The sequence below is a fragment of the Aquicoccus porphyridii genome (genome assembly GCF_008369105.1).
GTDB lineage: Bacteria > Pseudomonadota > Alphaproteobacteria > Rhodobacterales > Rhodobacteraceae > Aquicoccus > Aquicoccus porphyridii.
On the sequence record NZ_VINQ01000007.1, the window covers coordinates 1 to 17,951 of the forward strand.

Here is a 17,951-nt window from a genome sequence, read left to right on the forward strand (position 1 = left end):
CCGGCGCGCCGTCGATCTGGTCATAGGCCCGGAAATCACCGAAATACTTCGTGATCGCCGCCGTCAGCGTCGTCTTGCCGTGGTCAACGTGACCAACCGTCCCGATGTTCACATGCGGCTTGTTACGTTCAAACTTTGCTTTTGCCATGATCGTGGCTCCTTTTTTCGTTGCGGACGGTGGGTTGGCACCCACCCTACAGGTTGGGTAGGGCGGGGTTCACCCCGCCACCCGGATTATGCGTATTTCGACTGGATCTCTTCGCTGATGTTCTGCGGCACCGGGTCGTAGTGATCGAACTGCATGGTGAACTGGGCGCGGCCCGAGCTCATCGAACGCAGCGTGTTGATATAGCCGAACATGTTGGCCAGCGGAACGAAGGCCTGGATCGCCACGGCATTGCCGCGCGGTTCCTGACCCGTCACCTGACCGCGACGCGAGGTCAGGTCGCCGATGACGGAGCCGGTATATTCCTCGGGCGTCACCACCTCGACCTTCATCATCGGTTCGAGCAGCTTGGCGCCGGCCTTTCTCAGACCTTCGCGCATGCACATCCGTCCAGCGATCTCGAAGGCCAGAACCGACGAGTCGACATCGTGGAACTTGCCGTCGATCAGCGCGACCTTGAAGTCGATCACCGGGAAGCCGGCCAGAGGTCCGCTATCCATCACCGACTTGATGCCCTTTTCGACACCCGGGATATATTCCTTGGGCACGGCACCGCCGACGATCCGGCTCTCGAAGCTGTAGCCCTCGCCCGGCTCGGTGGGCGCGATGATCAGCTTGACCTCGGCGAATTGGCCCGACCCACCCGATTGCTTCTTGTGGGTATAGGTGTGCTCGATCTCGAAACCGATGGTCTCGCGATAGGCGACCTGAGGTGCACCGATATTGGCCTCGACCTTGAACTCGCGCTTGAGACGGTCGATCAGGATATCAAGGTGCAATTCGCCCATACCCTTCATGATCGTCTGCCCGGATTCCAGATCGGTTTCGACACGGAAGGACGGGTCCTCGGCGGCCAGACGGGCCAGACCCTGGCTCATCTTCTCCTGGTCGTTCTTGGTCTTGGGCTCGACCGCGATCTCGATCACCGGGTCGGGGAAGGTCATGGTCTCCAGGACCACCGGCTTGGCCGGGTCACACAGCGTGTCGCCCGTGGTGGTGTCTTTCAGACCGGCCAGCGCGATGATGTCGCCGGCAAATGCCTCTTCGATCTCCTGGCGATCAATGGCATGCATCAGCATCATGCGGCCGACGCGCTCTTTCTTGCCCTTGGTCGAGTTGAGCATCGAGTCGCCCTTCTTCAGAACACCGGAATAGATCCGGCTGAAGGTCAGCGAACCGACGAACGGGTCGTTCATGATCTTGAAGGCCAGCGCCGAGAACGGCGCGGCATCGTCTGCCGGACGTTCGATATCGCGGGTCTCGGTCTCGTCATCGGGCGAAAAACCCTTGAGCATCGGCACGTCCCTGGGTCCGGGCAGGAAATCCACCACGGCATTCAGAAGCGGCTGCACACCCTTGTTCTTGAACGCCGACCCCGCGAGCATCGGGAAGAAGGCCAGTTCCAGCGTGCCCTTGCGGATCAGGCCGCGCAGGGTGGCCTCGTCGGGCTCCTCGCCTTCGAGATAGGCTTCCATGGCGGTGTCGTCCATTTCGACCGCCAGCTCGATCATGTTGCCGCGCCATTCGTCGGCCAGATCCTTGAGTTCGTCACGGATCGGCTGGCGCACCCAGTTGGCGCCCAGATCCTCACCGGTCCAGACCCATTCTTCCATCTTGATCAGGTCGATGATGCCTTCGAGGTTGTCCTCGGCCCCGATCGGCAGCGCGATCGGCAGCGGCGTGCCGCCGGTGCGGTCCTTGACCATCCTCACACAGTTGAAGAAGTCGGCCCCGATCTTGTCCATCTTGTTGACAAAGACCAGACGCGGCACCTTGTAGCGGTCGGCCTGACGCCAGACGGTCTCGGTTTGCGGCTCGACCCCGGCATTACCGTCAAGCAGCGCGACCGCGCCGTCGAGAACGGCCAGCGAGCGTTCCACCTCGATGGTGAAATCCACGTGTCCAGGCGTGTCGATGATGTTGAACCGCGTCTTGGTGTCCGACGTCCCTTCCGGGGTCGGATCTTCCTGGCGCTGCCAGAAGGTCGTGGTCGCGGCGCTGGTGATGGTGATTCCGCGCTCGGCTTCCTGTTCCATCCAGTCCATCGTCGAGGCACCGTCATGGGTCTCGCCGATCTTGTGGTTCTTGCCCGTGTAAAACAGGATGCGTTCGGTCATCGTCGTCTTGCCGGCGTCGATATGCGCCATGATGCCGAAATTGCGGTAGCGTTCGAGCGGATATTCGCGTGCCATGATCTCGTGCCCTTGAAAGGATTACCAGCGGTAATGGCTGAACGCTTTGTTCGCGTCGGCCATCTTGTGTGTGTCTTCGCGCTTTTTCACGGCCGAGCCGCGGGATTGCACAGCATCCAGCAACTCACCGGCAAGGCGCTCTTCCATCGTGTGTTCGTTGCGCGCGCGGCTGGCCTTGATCAGCCAACGGATCGCAAGCGCCTCGCGGCGCTCGGGGCGAACCTCGACAGGCACCTGATAGGTGGCGCCACCAACCCGGCGCGACCGCACTTCGACGCTCGGCTTGATATTGTCGAGCGCCTCGTGGAACACCTCGACCGGCGCGCGCTTGATCTTGTCCTCGACGCGGTCGAGCGCGCCATAGACGATCTTTTCAGCGGCCGACTTCTTGCCGTCGAGCATGAGGTTGTTCATGAACTTGGAGAGAACCTTATCGCCATATTTGGCGTCAGGCAGGATTTCGCGTTTTTCAGCGGCGTGGCGACGGGACATCTCTTGATCCTCTTACTTGGGCCGTTTGGCGCCGTATTTCGAGCGGCGCTGTTTACGATCCTTGACGCCCTGCGTGTCAAGCACGCCGCGCAGGATGTGATAGCGCACACCGGGAAGGTCTTTCACACGGCCACCACGGATCAGGACAACCGAGTGTTCCTGAAGGTTGTGGCTTTCGCCGGGGATATAGCTGATGACCTCGTAACCGTTGGTCAGGCGGACCTTTGCCACCTTCCGCATGGCCGAGTTCGGCTTTTTCGGCGTCGTGGTGTAAACGCGCGTGCAAACGCCACGCTTTTGCGGATTCCCTTCGAGATGGAGGGATTTGGAGCGTTTCACTTTGGGCTGCCGCGGCTTGCGGATCAGCTGCTGGATCGTCGGCATTGGGTCTCTTTCCCCGTTTTTCAACACATGTGTCGCGCGAGTCGCCCCGCACAGGTTTCCAAAAACTCGCGCTTCATGCGTCCATGAAACACGCAAAAACCGCCTTCGCCCCAATGTTTCCAAGGACGATGCGGTGGGTTTCCAGAGGATCGGGGCGGTTTTGCCCGGATCATGTCCACTACAGTTCTGATGTCGGCTTCGGGCAGACCCCTCGCCGGATGTGGCGCGTATAGGGGGAGTCGCCCCCCTTGTCAACACGTCCCCTGCACCATGCCCAAGACCCGGTCATCATTCCGCACGCTGCGCCTTCCGGCGCAATTGACGCTCTCGATAGAGGGTGAAAAGGCCCATCGCCACCACGATCGCCGCCCCCATCAACGTCAACGGCGCGGGCCAGTCGCCAAAGACCACGAAACCCAGCAGAAGCGCCCAGATCAGGCCGGTATAGCGGAACGGCGCGATGAATCCGATCTCGCCCACCCGCATCACCGCGACCGATGCGAGGTAGCCGACAAGGATGAAACCCGCCGCAAGCGAAATCAGCCCCAACGCCCGGCCATCGACCGGCGCCCAGCCCTGCATTGTTGACGCCAACCCGCCCGCCACCGTGATGACCATTGCCGTGATCAGCGCCACGGTGATCGACGGCACCCCCGGCGAAAGCCGCCGCGCCGTCAGGTCGCGCAGCGTCACGAATCCCACGGCCGCCAGCGCGTAAAGCGAATAGATGCTGAACCCCTCGGCCCCCGGGCGCACGATCAGCATCACCCCCCCGAACCCGACCCCGATCGCCACCAGGCGCCGCCAGCCCAGCGGCTCGCGAAAGAACAGCGCCGCTGCCAGCGCCACGGTCAGCGGCAGCGCCTGAAGGATCGCCGTGACATTGGCAATCGGCATGTGAAACAGGGCGGTGAGAAAGAAAAACGTCGCGCCGATCTCGGCGGCGCTGCGCAACCCGATCAACCCCCAGTCGCGTCGCGGCAGCGCAAGGCGGATCGCCCCCATCCGGCGCCCGACGACCCAGATCAACAGGCAAGTAAGCAAACCGCGCAAGAAAATCGCCTGGAAAAGCGGGATCTGCCCCGACAGCGCCTTCATGCATACATCGTTGAAGGTAAACGCCGCCATCGAGGCCATCATCAGCCCCGCCCCCTTGAGATTGTCGCGCGCGTCCATCATGACCTAAAGTGCCCTCAGCATGTCGATGTCGAAGCCGAACCGCTCGCGGATCTGCCGCTCCACCATGCTCGGCGAGAGCTTCTGGCCCACACCCTGCTTGGTTGGTTGCGATTTGTTGTCCGAGTGGATCGTGCGCAGGAACACCGGCGCGGCGACATCCGTGTAAAGGTTGTAATGCTGGCCCAGCGCCCGGTGATTGTAACGATAGGGCGTGCGATCATACGTCGCCGGAGCCAGAAGCGCGGTGCCCACCGACAGCGGCGCGCGCTCGACGAAATCGACGATGTCATTCTCCCCCTGCCCCGTCACCTCGACGTAAAAGCCCCGGTTGAAGGCGATCATGAAGGGCTGATCCTCATGCACCGCACGCAGCCCCAACCCGATCTGCTTGAGCCGCTCCACGTAATCGCGCGACACCGCGTCATCGTCATCGAGCCGGAACCACAGCTTGTGGCTGGCCCCACCCAGTGGCACCGAACGATAGGCCGCGCGGGTGATCGGGTAATGCAGATCCGGGGCCGCCGCGAACACCTCGATGTGGTCATGCGGCGCCACCAGCGCATCGAGCCGCGCCCGCGCCTCGGGCGGCAACTCGGTCGATGTCAGGATCACGGCTCGGAAATCACGGTCGCTTTGCTGCACCAGTGAAGGCAGGCACAGCTTTTCAAACAACTCGAACCGCAGCGCCAATCGTTCAGGCGAAAACAGGTGTTCGGCGACCTTGTCGACCGTTTCGAACCTCTCGGTATAATAATCCAGCGCAAGAACCGAAAACCGGACGACTCCCACCACCGGAATTTCTGTTCTCGCATTCATTGCCCGCCTCGCCCGATCTGCCTCGCGCTCAGATGACATGGCTTTGACGGAAAAGGAAAGCCCCCCGCGGCCCGCTATCTTCCCGCTCAGACCAGCCGGCGAGACAGGATCACCCATTCGCCGATATTCTCGCGCGTGATGTAGCCCAGGAAATGCCCGCCCCGGTCGGTGATCGCCACCGCCGGCGCATCGCTACTGGCCAGCGCATCGAGAACCTCGTCCATCGGCGCATCGAGCCGAAGTTCGGGAATGCCCGTCGTCACCGCACCCGACACCGGCGCGGTGCGATGTCCCGCCTCCGACGCGCCGAGAATGGATGCACGGGTCAGCATGCCGACAAACCGCCGGTCCGGGCCGACCACCGGAAATTCCGACTGCTCGGTGCGCAGCACCGCATGCGCCGCCGCTTCCATCGTGTCCTGCGGCCCCAGCGCCTCGAACGAGGTAATCATCGCATCCCGCGCCCGCGCCCCATGCGCCCGGTCGCGCAGCATCGCCTGCGAGCTTTCGGCCCCGGCCGCGAAAAAGATGAAGATCGCGATCAGGATCAACAGCGGGCTGCCCCCGGTCAGACCGAGAAAGCCGAACAGAAAGGCCATCACCTGCCCCGCCTGCGCGGCAAGCTGTGTCGCCTTGACCCGATCCATGAACACCGCAAGCACCGCGCGAAACACCCGCCCGCCATCCATCGGAAAGGCCGGGATCATGTTGAACAGCACCAACAGCAGGTTGACCGCCGCCAGCCGCTCGAGAAAGCCAAGCCCCGGGTCTTCCAGCGATTGCAGCACGTTGAACGAGAACGACGCGCCCAGAACCACCGTCAGGATCAGCCAGATCACGATATTCACCGCAGGCCCGGCCAGCGCGATCAGGATTTCCTGCCGCGGGTCTTCGGGAATGCGTTCCAGCCGCGCCAGCCCGCCAATCGGCAACAGCGTGATGTCGCGGGTGCCCACGCCGAACTGTCGCGCCATGGTCACGTGGCCCAGCTCGTGCAGCACCACGCAGGCGAAAACCGCCATGATGAACACCACGTTGACAATCGCCGCCCCCGGTCCCTCGACCAGCCAGGCCGCGGCCATCACCCAGGCCAGAAGCAAAAAGAAGGTCGCATGCACCCTGATCTGGGTGCCGCGCACATCTCCGATGGAAAAGGACCAGTTCATGATCGCTCCAACGCCTGCCAGGCATCCGGTTGCCCGGCCTGATAAGGCTTAGCATCGCCCAACCACCGTCCAAGCGCAAACCCTCTTTCGCCAACTCGCCTTGGCGACACGCGACAAACTGCCCGGGCGGGGAAACGTCGGGGCACGCCGGGCGGCGCCCGGATCACTATTGCCTGGGGGCTTTTTTCAACTTTGCATGCAGCCTGGCCAGCGGTCCCGAATTCGCAACCGTGGCCTCGTGCTCGACCGCGCGGTAAAGCGCCAGCACCTCATGCCCCGCATCGGTCAGCACGGCGCCACCGCCCCCGGGCCCGCCGCGCGTGCTCTCGACCAGCGGTGCGTCGAACATCGCATTCAACGTGCCGATCAACTGCCAGGCGCGCTTGTAACTCATCCCCATGTCGCGCCCCGCCGCCGCGATCGAGCCGGTCTGGGCGACCCGTTCCAGCAACTCGGCCTTGCCGGGACCGATCATCTCGTCTTCACCAAAGACAATGCGAAGTCGCAGCCGTGGCGGATCGGGGTGTTCGGGCATTCGGGTCATACCCACAGGATTGCGACGATCCACCGCCCGGTGCAAGCGGTCACATCGCACGCAAAACCCGACACTCAGCGCATTCAGCCCCGAAACAAGGCTTGGCAACCGCACACGGACCCGCTATGCCGCGCCGCAGCCAACAAGCAGCCGACAGAAACCCGGACGCAAGACCGGTGGGTCCAGACCATGAACCCGCCCGCCCGCGCCCGTTGGACGCCGGACGCCCCGAACAGACACTCACAATCAGGATCGAGACGTGCAAAGCGCCCGTATCGACTAGGAATTCTCTTTCATGATCTCACTCGACGCTTACCGAAGCCAATGGTTTGGCAATATCCGTGGTGACCTGATGGCAGGGCTCGTCGTGGCGCTGGCCCTGATCCCCGAAGCCATCGCCTTTTCGATCATTGCGGGCGTGGACCCAAAGGTCGGCCTCTTCGCGAGCTTCTCGATTGCCGTTCTGACCGCCTTCACCGGCGGACGCCCCGGCATGATTTCGGCCGCCACGGCGGCGACGGCCGTTCTGATGATCACGCTGGTCAAGGAACACGGTCTGCAATACCTGCTGGCCGCAACAGTTCTGGCCGGTCTGCTGCAAATCGCCGCCGGTGTGTTCCGGCTGGGCTTTGTCATGCGCTACGTGTCGAAATCGGTGATGACCGGCTTTGTCAACGCGCTGGCGATCCTGATCTTCCTCGCCCAACTGCCCGAACTGGACCCGCGCACGGTGACATGGCTGACCTATGCGCTGGTCGCCGCTGGTCTCGCGATCATCTACCTTTTCCCACTGCTGACCCGGGCGATCCCCTCGCCGCTGGTAACAATCGTGGTGCTGACCGGCCTGATCATGGTGTTCGGCTGGGATGTCCGCACCGTCGGCGACATGGGCGACCTGCCCGATACGTTGCCGGTCTTTCTGATCCCGCAAATTCCGCTGACGCTGGAAACCCTGGCCATCATCCTGCCCTATTCGGTCGCGGTGGCCATCGTGGGCCTGCTCGAAAGCCTGATGACCCAGAACATCGTGGACGACCTGACCGACACCAAGTCGGCCCGCAACCAGGAATGCGTCGGCCAGGGCATTGCCAACACGGCCACCGGTTTCATCGGCGGCATGGCGGGTTGTGCAATGATCGGCCAGTCGATCATCAACGTCAAATCCGGCGGTCGCGGGCGGCTTTCGTCTTTCACGGCAGGGGTCTGCCTGCTGTTCATGGTGGTCGTTCTGGGCGATCTGGTCAGCCAGATCCCGATGGCCGCGCTGGTCGCGATCATGATCATGGTCTCGGTCGGCACCTTCTCATGGTCGTCGATCAAGGCCCTTAGAACGCACCCGCACTCCTCGTCCATCGTGATGATCGCTACCGTCGTCACCGTGGTCTATACTCATAACCTCGCCATCGGGGTGCTGGTCGGGGTTCTGTTGTCCGGCATATTCTTTGCCGGCAAGATCGCCCAGCTTTTCCGGGTCACGACCACGATTTCCGACGACGGGCGCGAACGCACCTACGTGATCCAGGGGCAGCTCTTTTACGGATCGGTCGAGGATTTCATGAACGCCTTCGACTTCAAGGAGGCGCTCGAACGCGTCGTCATCGACGTCAGCCATGCACATATCTGGGATATCTCTTCCGTTCAGGCGCTCGATATGACCATTCTGAAATTCCGCCGTGACGGGGCCGAGGTCGAGATCGTCGGCATGAACGAAGCGAGCGAAACCATCGTCGACCGGCTTGCCGTTCATGACAAGCCCGGCGCCATGGACAAGCTGATGGCGCATTGAACGAGGACCAGGACAGATGACACAACAAACTCAAAAGATCGTCGCCCTCGTGGACGGCTCTCTCTATTCGGCCAGCGTCTGCGACCATGCCGCATGGATATCGCAACGCACCGATGCCCCGGTCGAACTGATCCATGTTCTCGGTCGCCGCGAGGCACCCGAAAAACAGGATCTTTCCGGTGCCATCAAACTCGGGGCGCGCACCGCGCTGCTCGAGGAACTGGCCGAGCTTGACGCCCAGCGCGCCAAGCTCATCAGCCACCGGGGCCGTGCCATTCTCGAGGACGCGCGCAGCATCCTCGACAAGGCCGGTGTGACCGACATCACCACCCGGCTGCGCCACGGCGATATCATCGAAGCCGTGGCCGAGGTCGAAGCCGATGCGCGCGTCGTGCTGATCGGCAAGCGCGGCGAAGCCGCCGATTTCGCCAAGGGCCACCTCGGGTCCAATCTCGAACGCATCGTGCGCGCCAGCCATAAACCCGTCTTTGTCGCCTCGCGCGCGTTTCAACCGATCTCGAAGGTTCTCGTCGCCTATGATGGCGGCACTTCGGCGATGAAGGCCATCGACCATATTTCCCGCTCTCCGCTGTTCCGGGGATTGGCGATCCATGTCGTCACCGTCGGCAACGAAACCGCCGAGGTCAAAAAAGGGCTCGAAGACGCCAAGGCCCTTCTCAAAGCTGCCGGAATCGAGGCCGAAAGCTCGGTTCTACCCGGCCAGCCTGAAACCGCCCTCGGCAAGCTGGTGGAAGAGGCGAAATTCGACATGCTCGTGATGGGGGCCTATGGCCATTCCCGCATCCGCAGCCTGATCATCGGATCGACCACGACCGAAATGATCCGGTCATGCAAGGTGCCCGTCGTCCTGATGCGATAGCGGGGTGACGGGTGCGCCGGTTTCAGCGCAGCCCGCCTTTCAAACCCGCTCCGCGCTCACTCGGCGGGTGCATGTGATCCGGCGATGTCGTGGGCGTCCAACTCCCGTTCCAGCGCGCGCTCGATATGACCGCGCGGACGGGTGAACCGGGCCAGCAGGTCATAGATCACCGGCGTCACCACCAGCATCAACAGCGCCGACAACGCAAGCCCCGCAATGATCACCGTGCCGATGGCGTTGCGGCTCTCGGCCCCGGCCCCCGTGGCCAGAACCAGCGGCAGCGCACCCAGTATGGTCGAAAGCACGGTCATCATGATCGGCCTGAGCCGCAGCGCCGCCGCCATGATCACCGCCTCGCGCACACTCTTGCCCTGATCGCGCAACTGGTTGGCGAACTCGACGATCAGAATGCCGTTCTTGGCCACCAGACCGATGAGCAGGATAATCCCGATCTGGCTGTAGACATTGAGCGACAGCCCCCCCAACGCCATCGCATAGACAGCGCCCGCCACTCCCGTGGGCACCGTCAACAGGATCGTGACCGGGTGCACGAAACTCTCGAACTGGGCCGACAACACGAGGAAAACGATCAGTAGCGACAAGGCAAACACGATCCCCACCCCCGCCGATGTGTCCTTGAAGGTGCGCGACTGGCCCTCATAGCCCAGCTTGCCACTGGGCGGAATGATCTCGGCCGCCGCCGCCTCGACCCGGGCCAGGACGCTGCCGAGATCCGCACCCGGCGCCAGCGCCCCCGACAACTGGATCGAGGGCAGCCGGTCGAACCGGCGCAGCGACGGCGCCGCGGCATTCTCCTGCACAGACACCAGCGCCCCCAGCGGGACCAGCGATTGCCCGTCGCCCGAGCGGATGAAGATGTTGTCGATATCCGAAGGCGAGCGGCGGTCACGTTCCTCGGCCTGAACGATGACCGGGTATTCCCGGCCCCTTGTCATGAACCGTGTCGCCTGCCGCGAGGCCAGCATCGTCTGCATCGTGTTGGCGACAACCTCCACGCTGATACCCAGATCATCGGCCCGCTCACGGTCGATCCGCACATCGAGCTGTGGCAGGTTCTGCTCGAAATTGATCTCGGGATTGATCAGCCCCTCGATCTCTCCGGCACGCTCCTGCAGGGCGTTGGCCCAGTCTTTCACGCTGTCGAAATCCGGCCCGCTCACCACCACCCGGATCGGGGTCGAACTGCCGCGCAGCCCGAGACCCGCAGGCGTGACCGGAAAGCCGCGCGCCGCCGTCAACTCACCCATTTTCGGAGCGATCCGCCGCACCACGTCCTCCGCCGACTGCTCGCGCTCGTCCCATGGCGCAAGGCGAAAGACGACAAAGGACCGCCACGCCCGGTTGCCCCAGCCGGTAAAGGTGAACACCGTTTCGATCACACCCTCATCGCGCATCGGGCGCAGGATCTCCTCGACCTGCTGCGCGGCGCGGTCGGTGTATTCAAGCGTGCTGCCCTGCGGCGCGGTCAGCGGGATGAACCCCACGCCGCGATCCTCCCGTGGGGCCAACTCGCGCGGCAGCGCATCATAGAAAAGCACCGCGCCCCCGGTCACCGCGCCGCCCAGCGCGATCACCACCAGCGGCATCTGCACCGCCCGGCGCAATAACCCGGCATAGAACTTCTGCACCGGCCCGCGCAGCCCGCTCTCATCAGCCGGCGCCGCGCCCGTGCCCTTGCTCAGCACCTTCGAGGCCAGCGCCGGACAGGCCGTCAACGCCACGAAGGTCGAGATCGCCACCGTCCCCGCCATGACCCAGCCGAACTCGATGAAAAGCCGCCCCACCTGCCCCGGCATGAACGACAGCGGCACAAACACCGCGATCAGCGTGACCGAAGTGGCCAGCACCGCGAATGTCACCTGCCGCGCGCCCTTGAGGCTGGCCACCAAAGGGCTCTCGCCGTCTTCGATCCGGCGCTGGATGTTCTCCAGCACCACGATCGCGTCATCCACCACCAGCCCGATCGCCAGCAGCAGCGCCAGAAGCGTCAGCGTATTGAGCGAAAACCCCCACGCCCCGATCAGGATGAACGCCCCCAGAAGCGACACCGGGATGGTGATCGCCGGAATCAGCGTGGCGCGCAGACTGCGCAGGAAGAACAGGATCACCAGCACCACCAGCCCGAGCGAGATCATCAGCGCCAGTGCCACCTCGCGGATCGACGCGCCCACGAAAAGCGCGTCATCCGAGCCCACCATGATCTCCATCCCCTCGGGCAGGGTCGGGCGCAGCGTGGCGATCTCGGCGCGCACAGCGTTTGAAATCTGAAGCGTGTTCGACTGGCTCTGGCGCTGCACCGCGAGGCCCACCGCATCGCGCCCGTCACTGCGCGCGATGGTCGAATCGTCGGCCACCCCCGCCTCGACCCGCGCCACATCACCCAGCCGCACCGGGTATCCCGCCACCCGGTCCAGCACCACGTCGCGGAAATCGTCGATGCTCTGCAACCGACTGTTCAACCGCACGGTCAACTCGCGGTCGCGCGACGTCACCTTGCCCGCCGGCAGCTCGATATTGTTGCGCACAAGCGCGCGTTCCACATCCGCCACGGTCAGCTTGCGCGCGGCCAGCGCCCGCCGGTCGAGCCAGATACGCACTGCGAAAGACCGCTCGCCATAGATGATAATATTGGCCACGCCATCCAGCGTGGCAAGACGGTCAACCACGAAACGATCCACGTAATCGGTGATCTCGGCGGTGGTCATCCGGTCCGACGTCACCGCCAGCCGCATCACCGGGTCGGCATCGGCATCGCTTTTCTCGACATCCGGCGGGTCGGCCTCCTGCGGAAGATTGGCGCGCACCCGGCCCACCGCGTCGCGCACGTCATTGGCGGCGACGTCGATATCGCGCCCGGTCTCGAACTCGATCGTGACTCGCGACCGGCCCTGCCGGCTTTCCGAACTGATCGAGCGTATCCCCGAGATCGAAGCGACCGCGCCCTCGATGGTCTCGGTCACATCGGTGTCGATGACCTCGGGGGCCGCACCGCGATAGGTGGTCGTGATCGTCACAACCGCGTTGTCCACATCCGGCAACTCGCGGATCGAGATGTCCCGCAACGCGCTCAGCCCGAACACGATCAGCAAAAGGCTCGCCACCGCCGCCAGAACCGGGCGGCGTACCGAGATGTCCGAAAGGGTCACGATTCCACCTCACCCGCCGCCGATCCAGCACCCGCGCCGCCGATCACCTCGACCGCGATGCCGTCGCGCACCCGGTGCAGCCCGCGCACCACCACCTCGGCGCCCGCATCAAGCCCCGACAGGATCGCAACCCGGCCCTCGCGCCGCTGCCCGGTTTGCACCGTGACCCGCCGCGCCACGCCGTCCTCGACGCGGAAAACATAGGTTTCAGCGGCCTGAAAGATGATCGCCTCTTCCGGCACGACCACATGTTCGGCCTGCCCCAGCGTCAGCTCCAGAGACATGAACATCCCCGCGGGCAGCACGCCCTCGGGGTTCGGGATCACGGCGCGCGCACGAAACGCCCGGCTCACCGGGTCGATCCGGCTGTCCACGGCCTCGATCTTGCCCTCGAAATGGCGGTCCTCGAACGCGGCGCTGGTCGCATTGATCGTCTGTCCCTGGCGAATGCGCGCAAACAAGGTTTCGGGCAGCGAAAACTCGACCTCCACCTCCGACAGATCGTCCAGCCGCGTGATCGACAGGCCTTCCGCCACGCGCGCGCCCTCGTCCACCTCGGCCAGGCCCACGATCCCGGCAAAGGGCGCGCGGATCGTCCGATCCTCAAGCCGCTGGGTCGCACGGTCGATCTGCGCCCGCGTCTCGGCCAGCCGCGCCACCGATTCTTCCAGCGTCGCCTCGGCCACCGCGTTGGTCTGCCTGAGTTGGGTCAACCGCTCGACCGCCTGTGTCCGCTCCTGAAGCCGCGCCTTGATCTCGTCCAGGTTGGCGCGCTCGATCGTGTCATCGAGCCGCGCCAGAACCGCGCCCTTCTCGACGCTCTGGCCCGGGGTAAAATTCAACGCCTCGATGCGGCCCGTGGCCTCGGGAACGATCTCGACCGATTGCCGCGCCCGTGTCGTGCCGACCGCTTCGACCGTGTCACGCAACACCCGCGTCTCGGCCCGGGCGGTCTCCACCGCCGCGACACGCGGCCCACCGCCCGCCTGCACCGGCGCCGCCTTTCCGGGCGCGAGGTAGTGCTGATACCCTTCGTATCCGCCATAGCCAAGCGTCGCCAGAACGCACAGAACGAGAAATTGCTTCCACAAGGCCATGTCGGGTCTATCCAACTCCTGATACCGGCGCGGATGCGCGCGTGCGCAAAGCTTAAGGCGCAAAGAGGATAAAACACAACTTCATCCGCACCGCTCACGAACTGGTGTTCAGGTTTCGATTACGCCACAGGCATAAAATCAGATCACCCAAACCCGCCCCGGCCACGATCCTGCAAACCACGAAATCCATGAAAAAGCCGGGCGCACAAGGCACCCGGCTCGATTGGTCTTCTCCATGATCGCACGGCCCAAAGGGCGCGCAGGAACGCACTCGACCTACGCGGCCAGTCGAGCGGCCTTCTGTTCCGGCGCTTCGACAAAGGCCCCGTGCAACAACGTGATCGCCTCGTCACAGGCATCCTCTGCCACGACGAACTGCACATCGACGCTCCCGGGCACGTGCTGGACCGCGCGCACACCGACATCGCCTTCGCGCAGCGCGGCAAGACCGCGCTCGACGCTGTGCAACCCGTCAAGGCTGCGCCCGATCACGGCAACCAGCGCCAGCCGCGTGAGCCGCACCTCGGCATTGGGGAAATGCGCGCTCAGATCGCGCTCCACCCGCCGCAGCGCCTTGCGCGAGGCATCGAGGTAATGGGTGATGGTGTTGGCATTGGTCGCCTTCGACACGATCCGCACCTTGTGCCGGGCCAGAACCTCGAGCACCTTGGCGTCATACCCCTTGACCCCCACCATGTCCTGTTCAAAAAGCTCCAGCGCCGTCACCGGCAGTCCGGTCACGATCTCGACCGCGGCACTTTCACCCGCTTCCTCGTCGATCAGCGTGCCCGGATCGTCCGGGTCGAACGCATTGGTCACGCGCAGCGGAATCCCCGCCCTGCGCAGGATCTTGGCCGCGTTGGGGTGAATCGCCTCCATACCGAGATTGGAAAGCTGATCGGCCACGTCGTAATTGGTATGACCCAACTTGCGCACCGCATCCTCGCCCACCAGCTTGGGGTCGGTCGAACTGAGGTGAAACTCCTTGTGGATGATCGCTTCGGCGGCCTCGGTCTGCGCGGCGATGTTCGAGAAGGTGACCTCGGAATAGCCGCGGTCATATTCACGCATCAAACCCTCGCTGCACTGGGCATAGCCGGTCACGATCGGCAATTCACCGGCCAGATCGACATCGGCGAACCCGTTCGCGATCCGCTCTTCGAGCGTGTATTCGTTCTCATCGCGCCAACCCGACAGGTCGACAAAGCGCGCATTCACACCGGCGCGCTGCAGCATCAGCGCGGCCACGAATGCCGAATGCGCCTCGCCCAGCCCGGCCAGCAATTCGCGCGTCACCGCCATGTGGTCCGACAGGCGGAAATGGCCATAGGAGCACAACCGCTGCAAGTCGATCAGGCACGAACGCGCGCCCTCGATCCGCTCGCGCACGAACTCGCCCGCCTGCGTCCGGTCGCCCGGTTGATCAAGCACCGCCTCGTGTGCCGCGACCATCGCCTCGCTCACCCGGGTCAGCGCGTCGTGCCAGCCATGGGCGCTTTCGTCATTGGCAAACATCTCGTAAACGCCGGCCTCGCCGGTTTTCTTGTGCTCAAGCAGAAGGTCGGTGATCCCGCCAAATGCCGAAACGACAAAAACCCGGTTGTAAAGCTCGGCGCCCTTGCGTTTGCCGATCAAAAGCGTGTCGCGCAATTCATCGAGCCGCGACATGGACGTGCCGCCGATTTTTTCGACGGTGTGTTTCTGGAGTGTCATTCTTTCCGGCCCGGAGGTATCGCCTCGGGCCCCTCTGTCAACTGGTTTCAAGCGCGTAAGAGCCGTCGGCCTGATGCACTTCGTTACCGGTCACCGGCGGGTTGAAACAGCACGCCATGACAAGCTCTTCCTCGGCCCGCAACACGTGACGGTCATGCTGGTCGAGCGCATACATCACGCCGGGATGGATCTCATGCGTCTCGCCCGTCGCGAGGTCGGTGATCGTGCCCTTGCCCTTCATGCAATAGACGCTCTCGAAATGGTTCTTGTATTCGAACTCATGCTCCGATCCCTCTTCGAGAAAGGTGATGTGGAACGAAAATCCCATCCCGTCATCGGCCAGCAACATCCGAACGCTGGTCCATTGCGCATCCGACACGACGCGGTCACGCTCGCTCTCGATGAGCTTGTTGAAATCTCTCACGATCATTGGGTTACTCCGCTGCCATCTTGCTTGTGTCCAGAACCTCGCGCGCCGAGTCGAGCAGAATGCTCAACCCCTTGCGCAACATCTCTTCGGACGTCGTCAGCGGCGCCAGGATCTTGACCACCTCATCATCGGGGCCCGACGTCTCGATCACAAGGCCCTTCTTGAAGGCACGCGCGCAAATCTCACCGGCCAGTTCGCCCGACCCGACATCGACACCGCGCATCAGCCCCCGGCCCTTCATCTTCGCGCCATCCACCATCAGGGCAAGGCTTGCCAGCCCCTCGGCGATCAGGTCGGCCTTGACGGCCAGATCCTTTTCAAAGGCGTCATCCTTCCAGAATTTCTCGATCGCCACCTTCGCGGTGACAAAGGCATGGGTGTTGCCACGGAAGGTGCCGTTATGCTCGGCCGGGCCGAATATGTCATGTTCAGGCCGCACCAGGACAAGCGCCATCGGCAGGCCGAACCCGGAAACCGACTTCGCCATGGTCACGATATCCGGCTCGATCCCCATCTCCTCGAAGGAAAAGAACGTGCCGGTCCGGCCACAACCCGCCTGGATGTCGTCGACGATCAACAGCGCGCCATGCTCCTTGGCCAGCTCGGCCACCCGCTTGACCCATTCGGGCCGCGCGGCATTAAGCCCGCCTTCGCCCTGCACGGTTTCAAGCATGATCGCCGCAGGCGCATCCATGCCCGACGAGCGGTCGCTCAGCATCTTCTCCAGAAGCTCGACCGTATCGAACTCCGGCCCCATGTACCCATCGAACGGCATCCGCGTGACCCCGTTGAGCGTCATGCCCGCGCCACCACGGTGATAACCGTTGCCGGTCGCGGCCAGCGCGCCCATCGTCACGCCGTGAAAGCCGTTGGTAAAGGCAATGATGTTCGTGCGCCCGGTCACCTTGCGCGCCAGCTTCATCGCCGCCTCGACGGCGTTGGCGCCGGTCGGGCCGGTGAACATCACGCGATGGTCCATCTTGCGCGGCCCAAGGATGTGTTTCTCGAAGCTTTCGAGAAAATCGGCCTTCCCGTCGGTGTGAAGGTCCAGCGCATGGGCCAGCCCGTCACTCATGACATGCTCGACCAGCGCGTTTTTCATGTCCGGGTCGTTATGGCCGTAATTGAGCGAGGAACACCCCGCCAGAAAGTCGATATAGCTGCGCCCGTTGGCGTCGGTCATTTCCGAGCCTTGCGCACTTGTGAACACCGTGTCGAAGCCACGGCAATACGAGCGCACTTCGGATTCTCGTCGCTCGAAAACGGAAATGTTGGATGACTTGTCAGTCATTGGGTGGGTATCCTTTTGGGATTGCTTGGATTTCAGTGTTTGTTCGCGGCAGGTGCCGGGCAGCGTCTCAGGCCGCCTTGCGCATGGTTTCGCGTTCCAGCGCGATCGTGACCATGTGCTCGGTCTCGTGGCGTCCGCGGAAATGCAGCGACTGGGTGAAATGGGCCTGCGCATCAAGCGTGCCATCGCGCAGGTCCGAGAACTTGCGGAACAATGCCCAGCTCGCCTCGTTATCGGCGGTGATCGTGGTCTGGAGCCGGTTCACGCCGTCGCACTCATCGCGACGGATCAGATGATCAAGCATCAGGGTGCCAAGCCCCATGCCACGCGCCTTCGACGACACGGCAACCTGCCAGACAAAGAACGTCTCGGCATCATAAGGCAGAACATAGCCCGAGACCCAACCCATGATCTCGCCGTCGATCTCCGCCACCACACAGGTGTCGCGGAAATGATCGGCTTGCAGCAGGTTGCAATACATCGAGTTCTCATCGAGCGGCTTGCAGGCGCGCACAAGCTCCCAGATGGCCGCGCCATCGGCGGCCTCGGGCTTGCGCAGAACCGGCTGTGCCTTCTTCCTGAGCTGCTCAATTGCATGGGTCATCTGAATGGGCCTCCTATTGCTTCGAGAGGCTAAGTAACAACTTCTGGGTTTTA

16 protein-coding genes are annotated in these 17,951 nt (G+C 63.3%); 2 read left to right on the plus strand and 14 right to left on the minus strand.

The features are described 5' to 3' along the window. The 8 genes from FLO80_RS10595 to FLO80_RS10630 form a co-directional block, all read right to left on the minus strand. Window positions 1-148, minus strand: a 148-nt coding sequence (locus FLO80_RS10595; RefSeq protein WP_246156638.1) for a GTP-binding protein, incomplete at its 3' end; no start/stop codon positions are given. Between the two features lie 86 nt (window positions 149-234). Continuing rightward, the gene (fusA, locus tag FLO80_RS10600) at window positions 235-2,358 is read right to left on the minus strand and encodes an elongation factor G (protein WP_111368559.1); all 2,124 of its coding nucleotides are present in this window, start codon (window positions 2,356-2,358) and stop codon (window positions 235-237) included. A 21-nt stretch (window positions 2,359-2,379) separates the two neighbouring features. Further along, window positions 2,380-2,850 (minus strand): 30S ribosomal protein S7, encoded by a 471-nt coding sequence (rpsG, locus tag FLO80_RS10605; protein ID WP_111368558.1) that lies wholly within the window; start codon window positions 2,848-2,850, stop codon window positions 2,380-2,382. Between the two features lie 12 nt (window positions 2,851-2,862). Then, window positions 2,863-3,234 (minus strand): 30S ribosomal protein S12, encoded by a 372-nt coding sequence (gene rpsL, locus FLO80_RS10610; RefSeq protein WP_109385713.1) that lies wholly within the window; start codon window positions 3,232-3,234, stop codon window positions 2,863-2,865. Between the two features lie 288 nt (window positions 3,235-3,522). Continuing rightward, the gene (locus FLO80_RS10615; RefSeq protein WP_111368577.1) at window positions 3,523-4,410 is read right to left on the minus strand and encodes a DMT family transporter; all 888 of its coding nucleotides are present in this window, start codon (window positions 4,408-4,410) and stop codon (window positions 3,523-3,525) included. A 6-nt stretch (window positions 4,411-4,416) separates the two neighbouring features. After that, window positions 4,417-5,229, minus strand: coding sequence for a glycosyltransferase (locus tag FLO80_RS10620; protein ID WP_188078267.1), 813 nt, complete (start codon window positions 5,227-5,229; stop codon window positions 4,417-4,419). A gap of 86 nt (window positions 5,230-5,315) precedes the next feature. After that, complete coding sequence (locus FLO80_RS10625) at window positions 5,316-6,395, minus strand: site-2 protease family protein (protein ID WP_111368557.1); 1,080 nt, start codon at window positions 6,393-6,395, stop codon at window positions 5,316-5,318. 166 nt (window positions 6,396-6,561) lie between these two features. After that, window positions 6,562-6,939 (minus strand): winged helix-turn-helix domain-containing protein, encoded by a 378-nt coding sequence (locus FLO80_RS10630; protein WP_111368556.1) that lies wholly within the window; start codon window positions 6,937-6,939, stop codon window positions 6,562-6,564. A gap of 286 nt (window positions 6,940-7,225) precedes the next feature. On the opposite strand from FLO80_RS10630, the gene FLO80_RS10635 reads away from it, so the two are divergent. Both FLO80_RS10635 and FLO80_RS10640 read left to right on the plus strand, forming a co-directional pair. Then, window positions 7,226-8,716, plus strand: a complete 1,491-nt coding sequence (locus FLO80_RS10635) for a SulP family inorganic anion transporter (protein WP_111368555.1) — start codon at window positions 7,226-7,228, stop codon at window positions 8,714-8,716. 16 nt (window positions 8,717-8,732) lie between these two features. Further along, a complete protein-coding gene (locus tag FLO80_RS10640) occupies window positions 8,733-9,596 on the plus strand; it encodes a universal stress protein (RefSeq protein ID WP_111368554.1) in 864 nt (287 codons plus the stop codon). 56 nt (window positions 9,597-9,652) lie between these two features. On the opposite strand, the gene FLO80_RS10645 is transcribed toward FLO80_RS10640, so the two are convergent. From FLO80_RS10645 to ectA, 6 genes are all read right to left on the minus strand, one after another. Further along, entirely contained in the window at window positions 9,653-12,763 is a 3,111-nt protein-coding gene (locus FLO80_RS10645; RefSeq protein WP_111368553.1) for an efflux RND transporter permease subunit, read from the minus strand. Further along, window positions 12,760-13,875: an efflux RND transporter periplasmic adaptor subunit gene (locus tag FLO80_RS10650; protein WP_246156652.1), complete on the minus strand. Its 1,116-nt coding sequence runs from the start codon at window positions 13,873-13,875 to the stop codon at window positions 12,760-12,762. Before FLO80_RS10650 ends, FLO80_RS10645 begins: the two co-directional genes overlap by 4 nt. Before the next feature lie 261 nt (window positions 13,876-14,136). Further along, the gene (locus FLO80_RS10655; protein WP_111368551.1) at window positions 14,137-15,573 is read right to left on the minus strand and encodes an aspartate kinase; all 1,437 of its coding nucleotides are present in this window, start codon (window positions 15,571-15,573) and stop codon (window positions 14,137-14,139) included. Window positions 15,574-15,610: 37 nt separating this feature from the next. Continuing rightward, window positions 15,611-16,003, minus strand: coding sequence for an ectoine synthase (locus tag FLO80_RS10660; RefSeq protein WP_111368550.1), 393 nt, complete (start codon window positions 16,001-16,003; stop codon window positions 15,611-15,613). 4 nt (window positions 16,004-16,007) lie between these two features. Next, window positions 16,008-17,294, minus strand: coding sequence for a diaminobutyrate--2-oxoglutarate transaminase (gene ectB, locus FLO80_RS10665; protein WP_111368549.1), 1,287 nt, complete (start codon window positions 17,292-17,294; stop codon window positions 16,008-16,010). A 67-nt stretch (window positions 17,295-17,361) separates the two neighbouring features. After that, window positions 17,362-17,898 carry a diaminobutyrate acetyltransferase gene (ectA, locus tag FLO80_RS10670; protein ID WP_111368548.1) on the minus strand — a complete coding sequence of 179 codons (537 nt, stop codon included), beginning with the start codon at window positions 17,896-17,898 and terminating at the stop codon, window positions 17,362-17,364. Window positions 17,899-17,951 lie beyond the last annotated feature (53 nt).

What these genes read in the sequence shown, in the direction of transcription:
- fusA (WP_111368559.1), bottom strand. Translation starts at nt 2,358, where the DNA reads ATGGCACGCGAATATCCGCTCGAACGCTACCGCAATTTCGGCATCATG.
- rpsG (WP_111368558.1), bottom strand. Translation starts at nt 2,850, where the DNA reads ATGTCCCGTCGCCACGCCGCTGAAAAACGCGAAATCCTGCCTGACGCC.
- rpsL (WP_109385713.1), bottom strand. Translation starts at nt 3,234, where the DNA reads ATGCCGACGATCCAGCAGCTGATCCGCAAGCCGCGGCAGCCCAAAGTG.
- FLO80_RS10615 (WP_111368577.1), bottom strand. Translation starts at nt 4,410, where the DNA reads ATGGACGCGCGCGACAATCTCAAGGGGGCGGGGCTGATGATGGCCTCG.
- FLO80_RS10620 (WP_188078267.1), bottom strand. Translation starts at nt 5,229, where the DNA reads ATGAATGCGAGAACAGAAATTCCGGTGGTGGGAGTCGTCCGGTTTTCG.
- FLO80_RS10625 (WP_111368557.1), bottom strand. Translation starts at nt 6,395, where the DNA reads ATGAACTGGTCCTTTTCCATCGGAGATGTGCGCGGCACCCAGATCAGG.
- FLO80_RS10630 (WP_111368556.1), bottom strand. Translation starts at nt 6,939, where the DNA reads ATGACCCGAATGCCCGAACACCCCGATCCGCCACGGCTGCGACTTCGC.
- FLO80_RS10635 (WP_111368555.1), top strand. Translation starts at nt 7,226, where the DNA reads ATGATCTCACTCGACGCTTACCGAAGCCAATGGTTTGGCAATATCCGT.
- FLO80_RS10640 (WP_111368554.1), top strand. Translation starts at nt 8,733, where the DNA reads ATGACACAACAAACTCAAAAGATCGTCGCCCTCGTGGACGGCTCTCTC.
- FLO80_RS10655 (WP_111368551.1), bottom strand. Translation starts at nt 15,573, where the DNA reads ATGACACTCCAGAAACACACCGTCGAAAAAATCGGCGGCACGTCCATG.
- FLO80_RS10660 (WP_111368550.1), bottom strand. Translation starts at nt 16,003, where the DNA reads ATGATCGTGAGAGATTTCAACAAGCTCATCGAGAGCGAGCGTGACCGC.
- ectB (WP_111368549.1), bottom strand. Translation starts at nt 17,294, where the DNA reads ATGACTGACAAGTCATCCAACATTTCCGTTTTCGAGCGACGAGAATCC.
- ectA (WP_111368548.1), bottom strand. Translation starts at nt 17,898, where the DNA reads ATGACCCATGCAATTGAGCAGCTCAGGAAGAAGGCACAGCCGGTTCTG.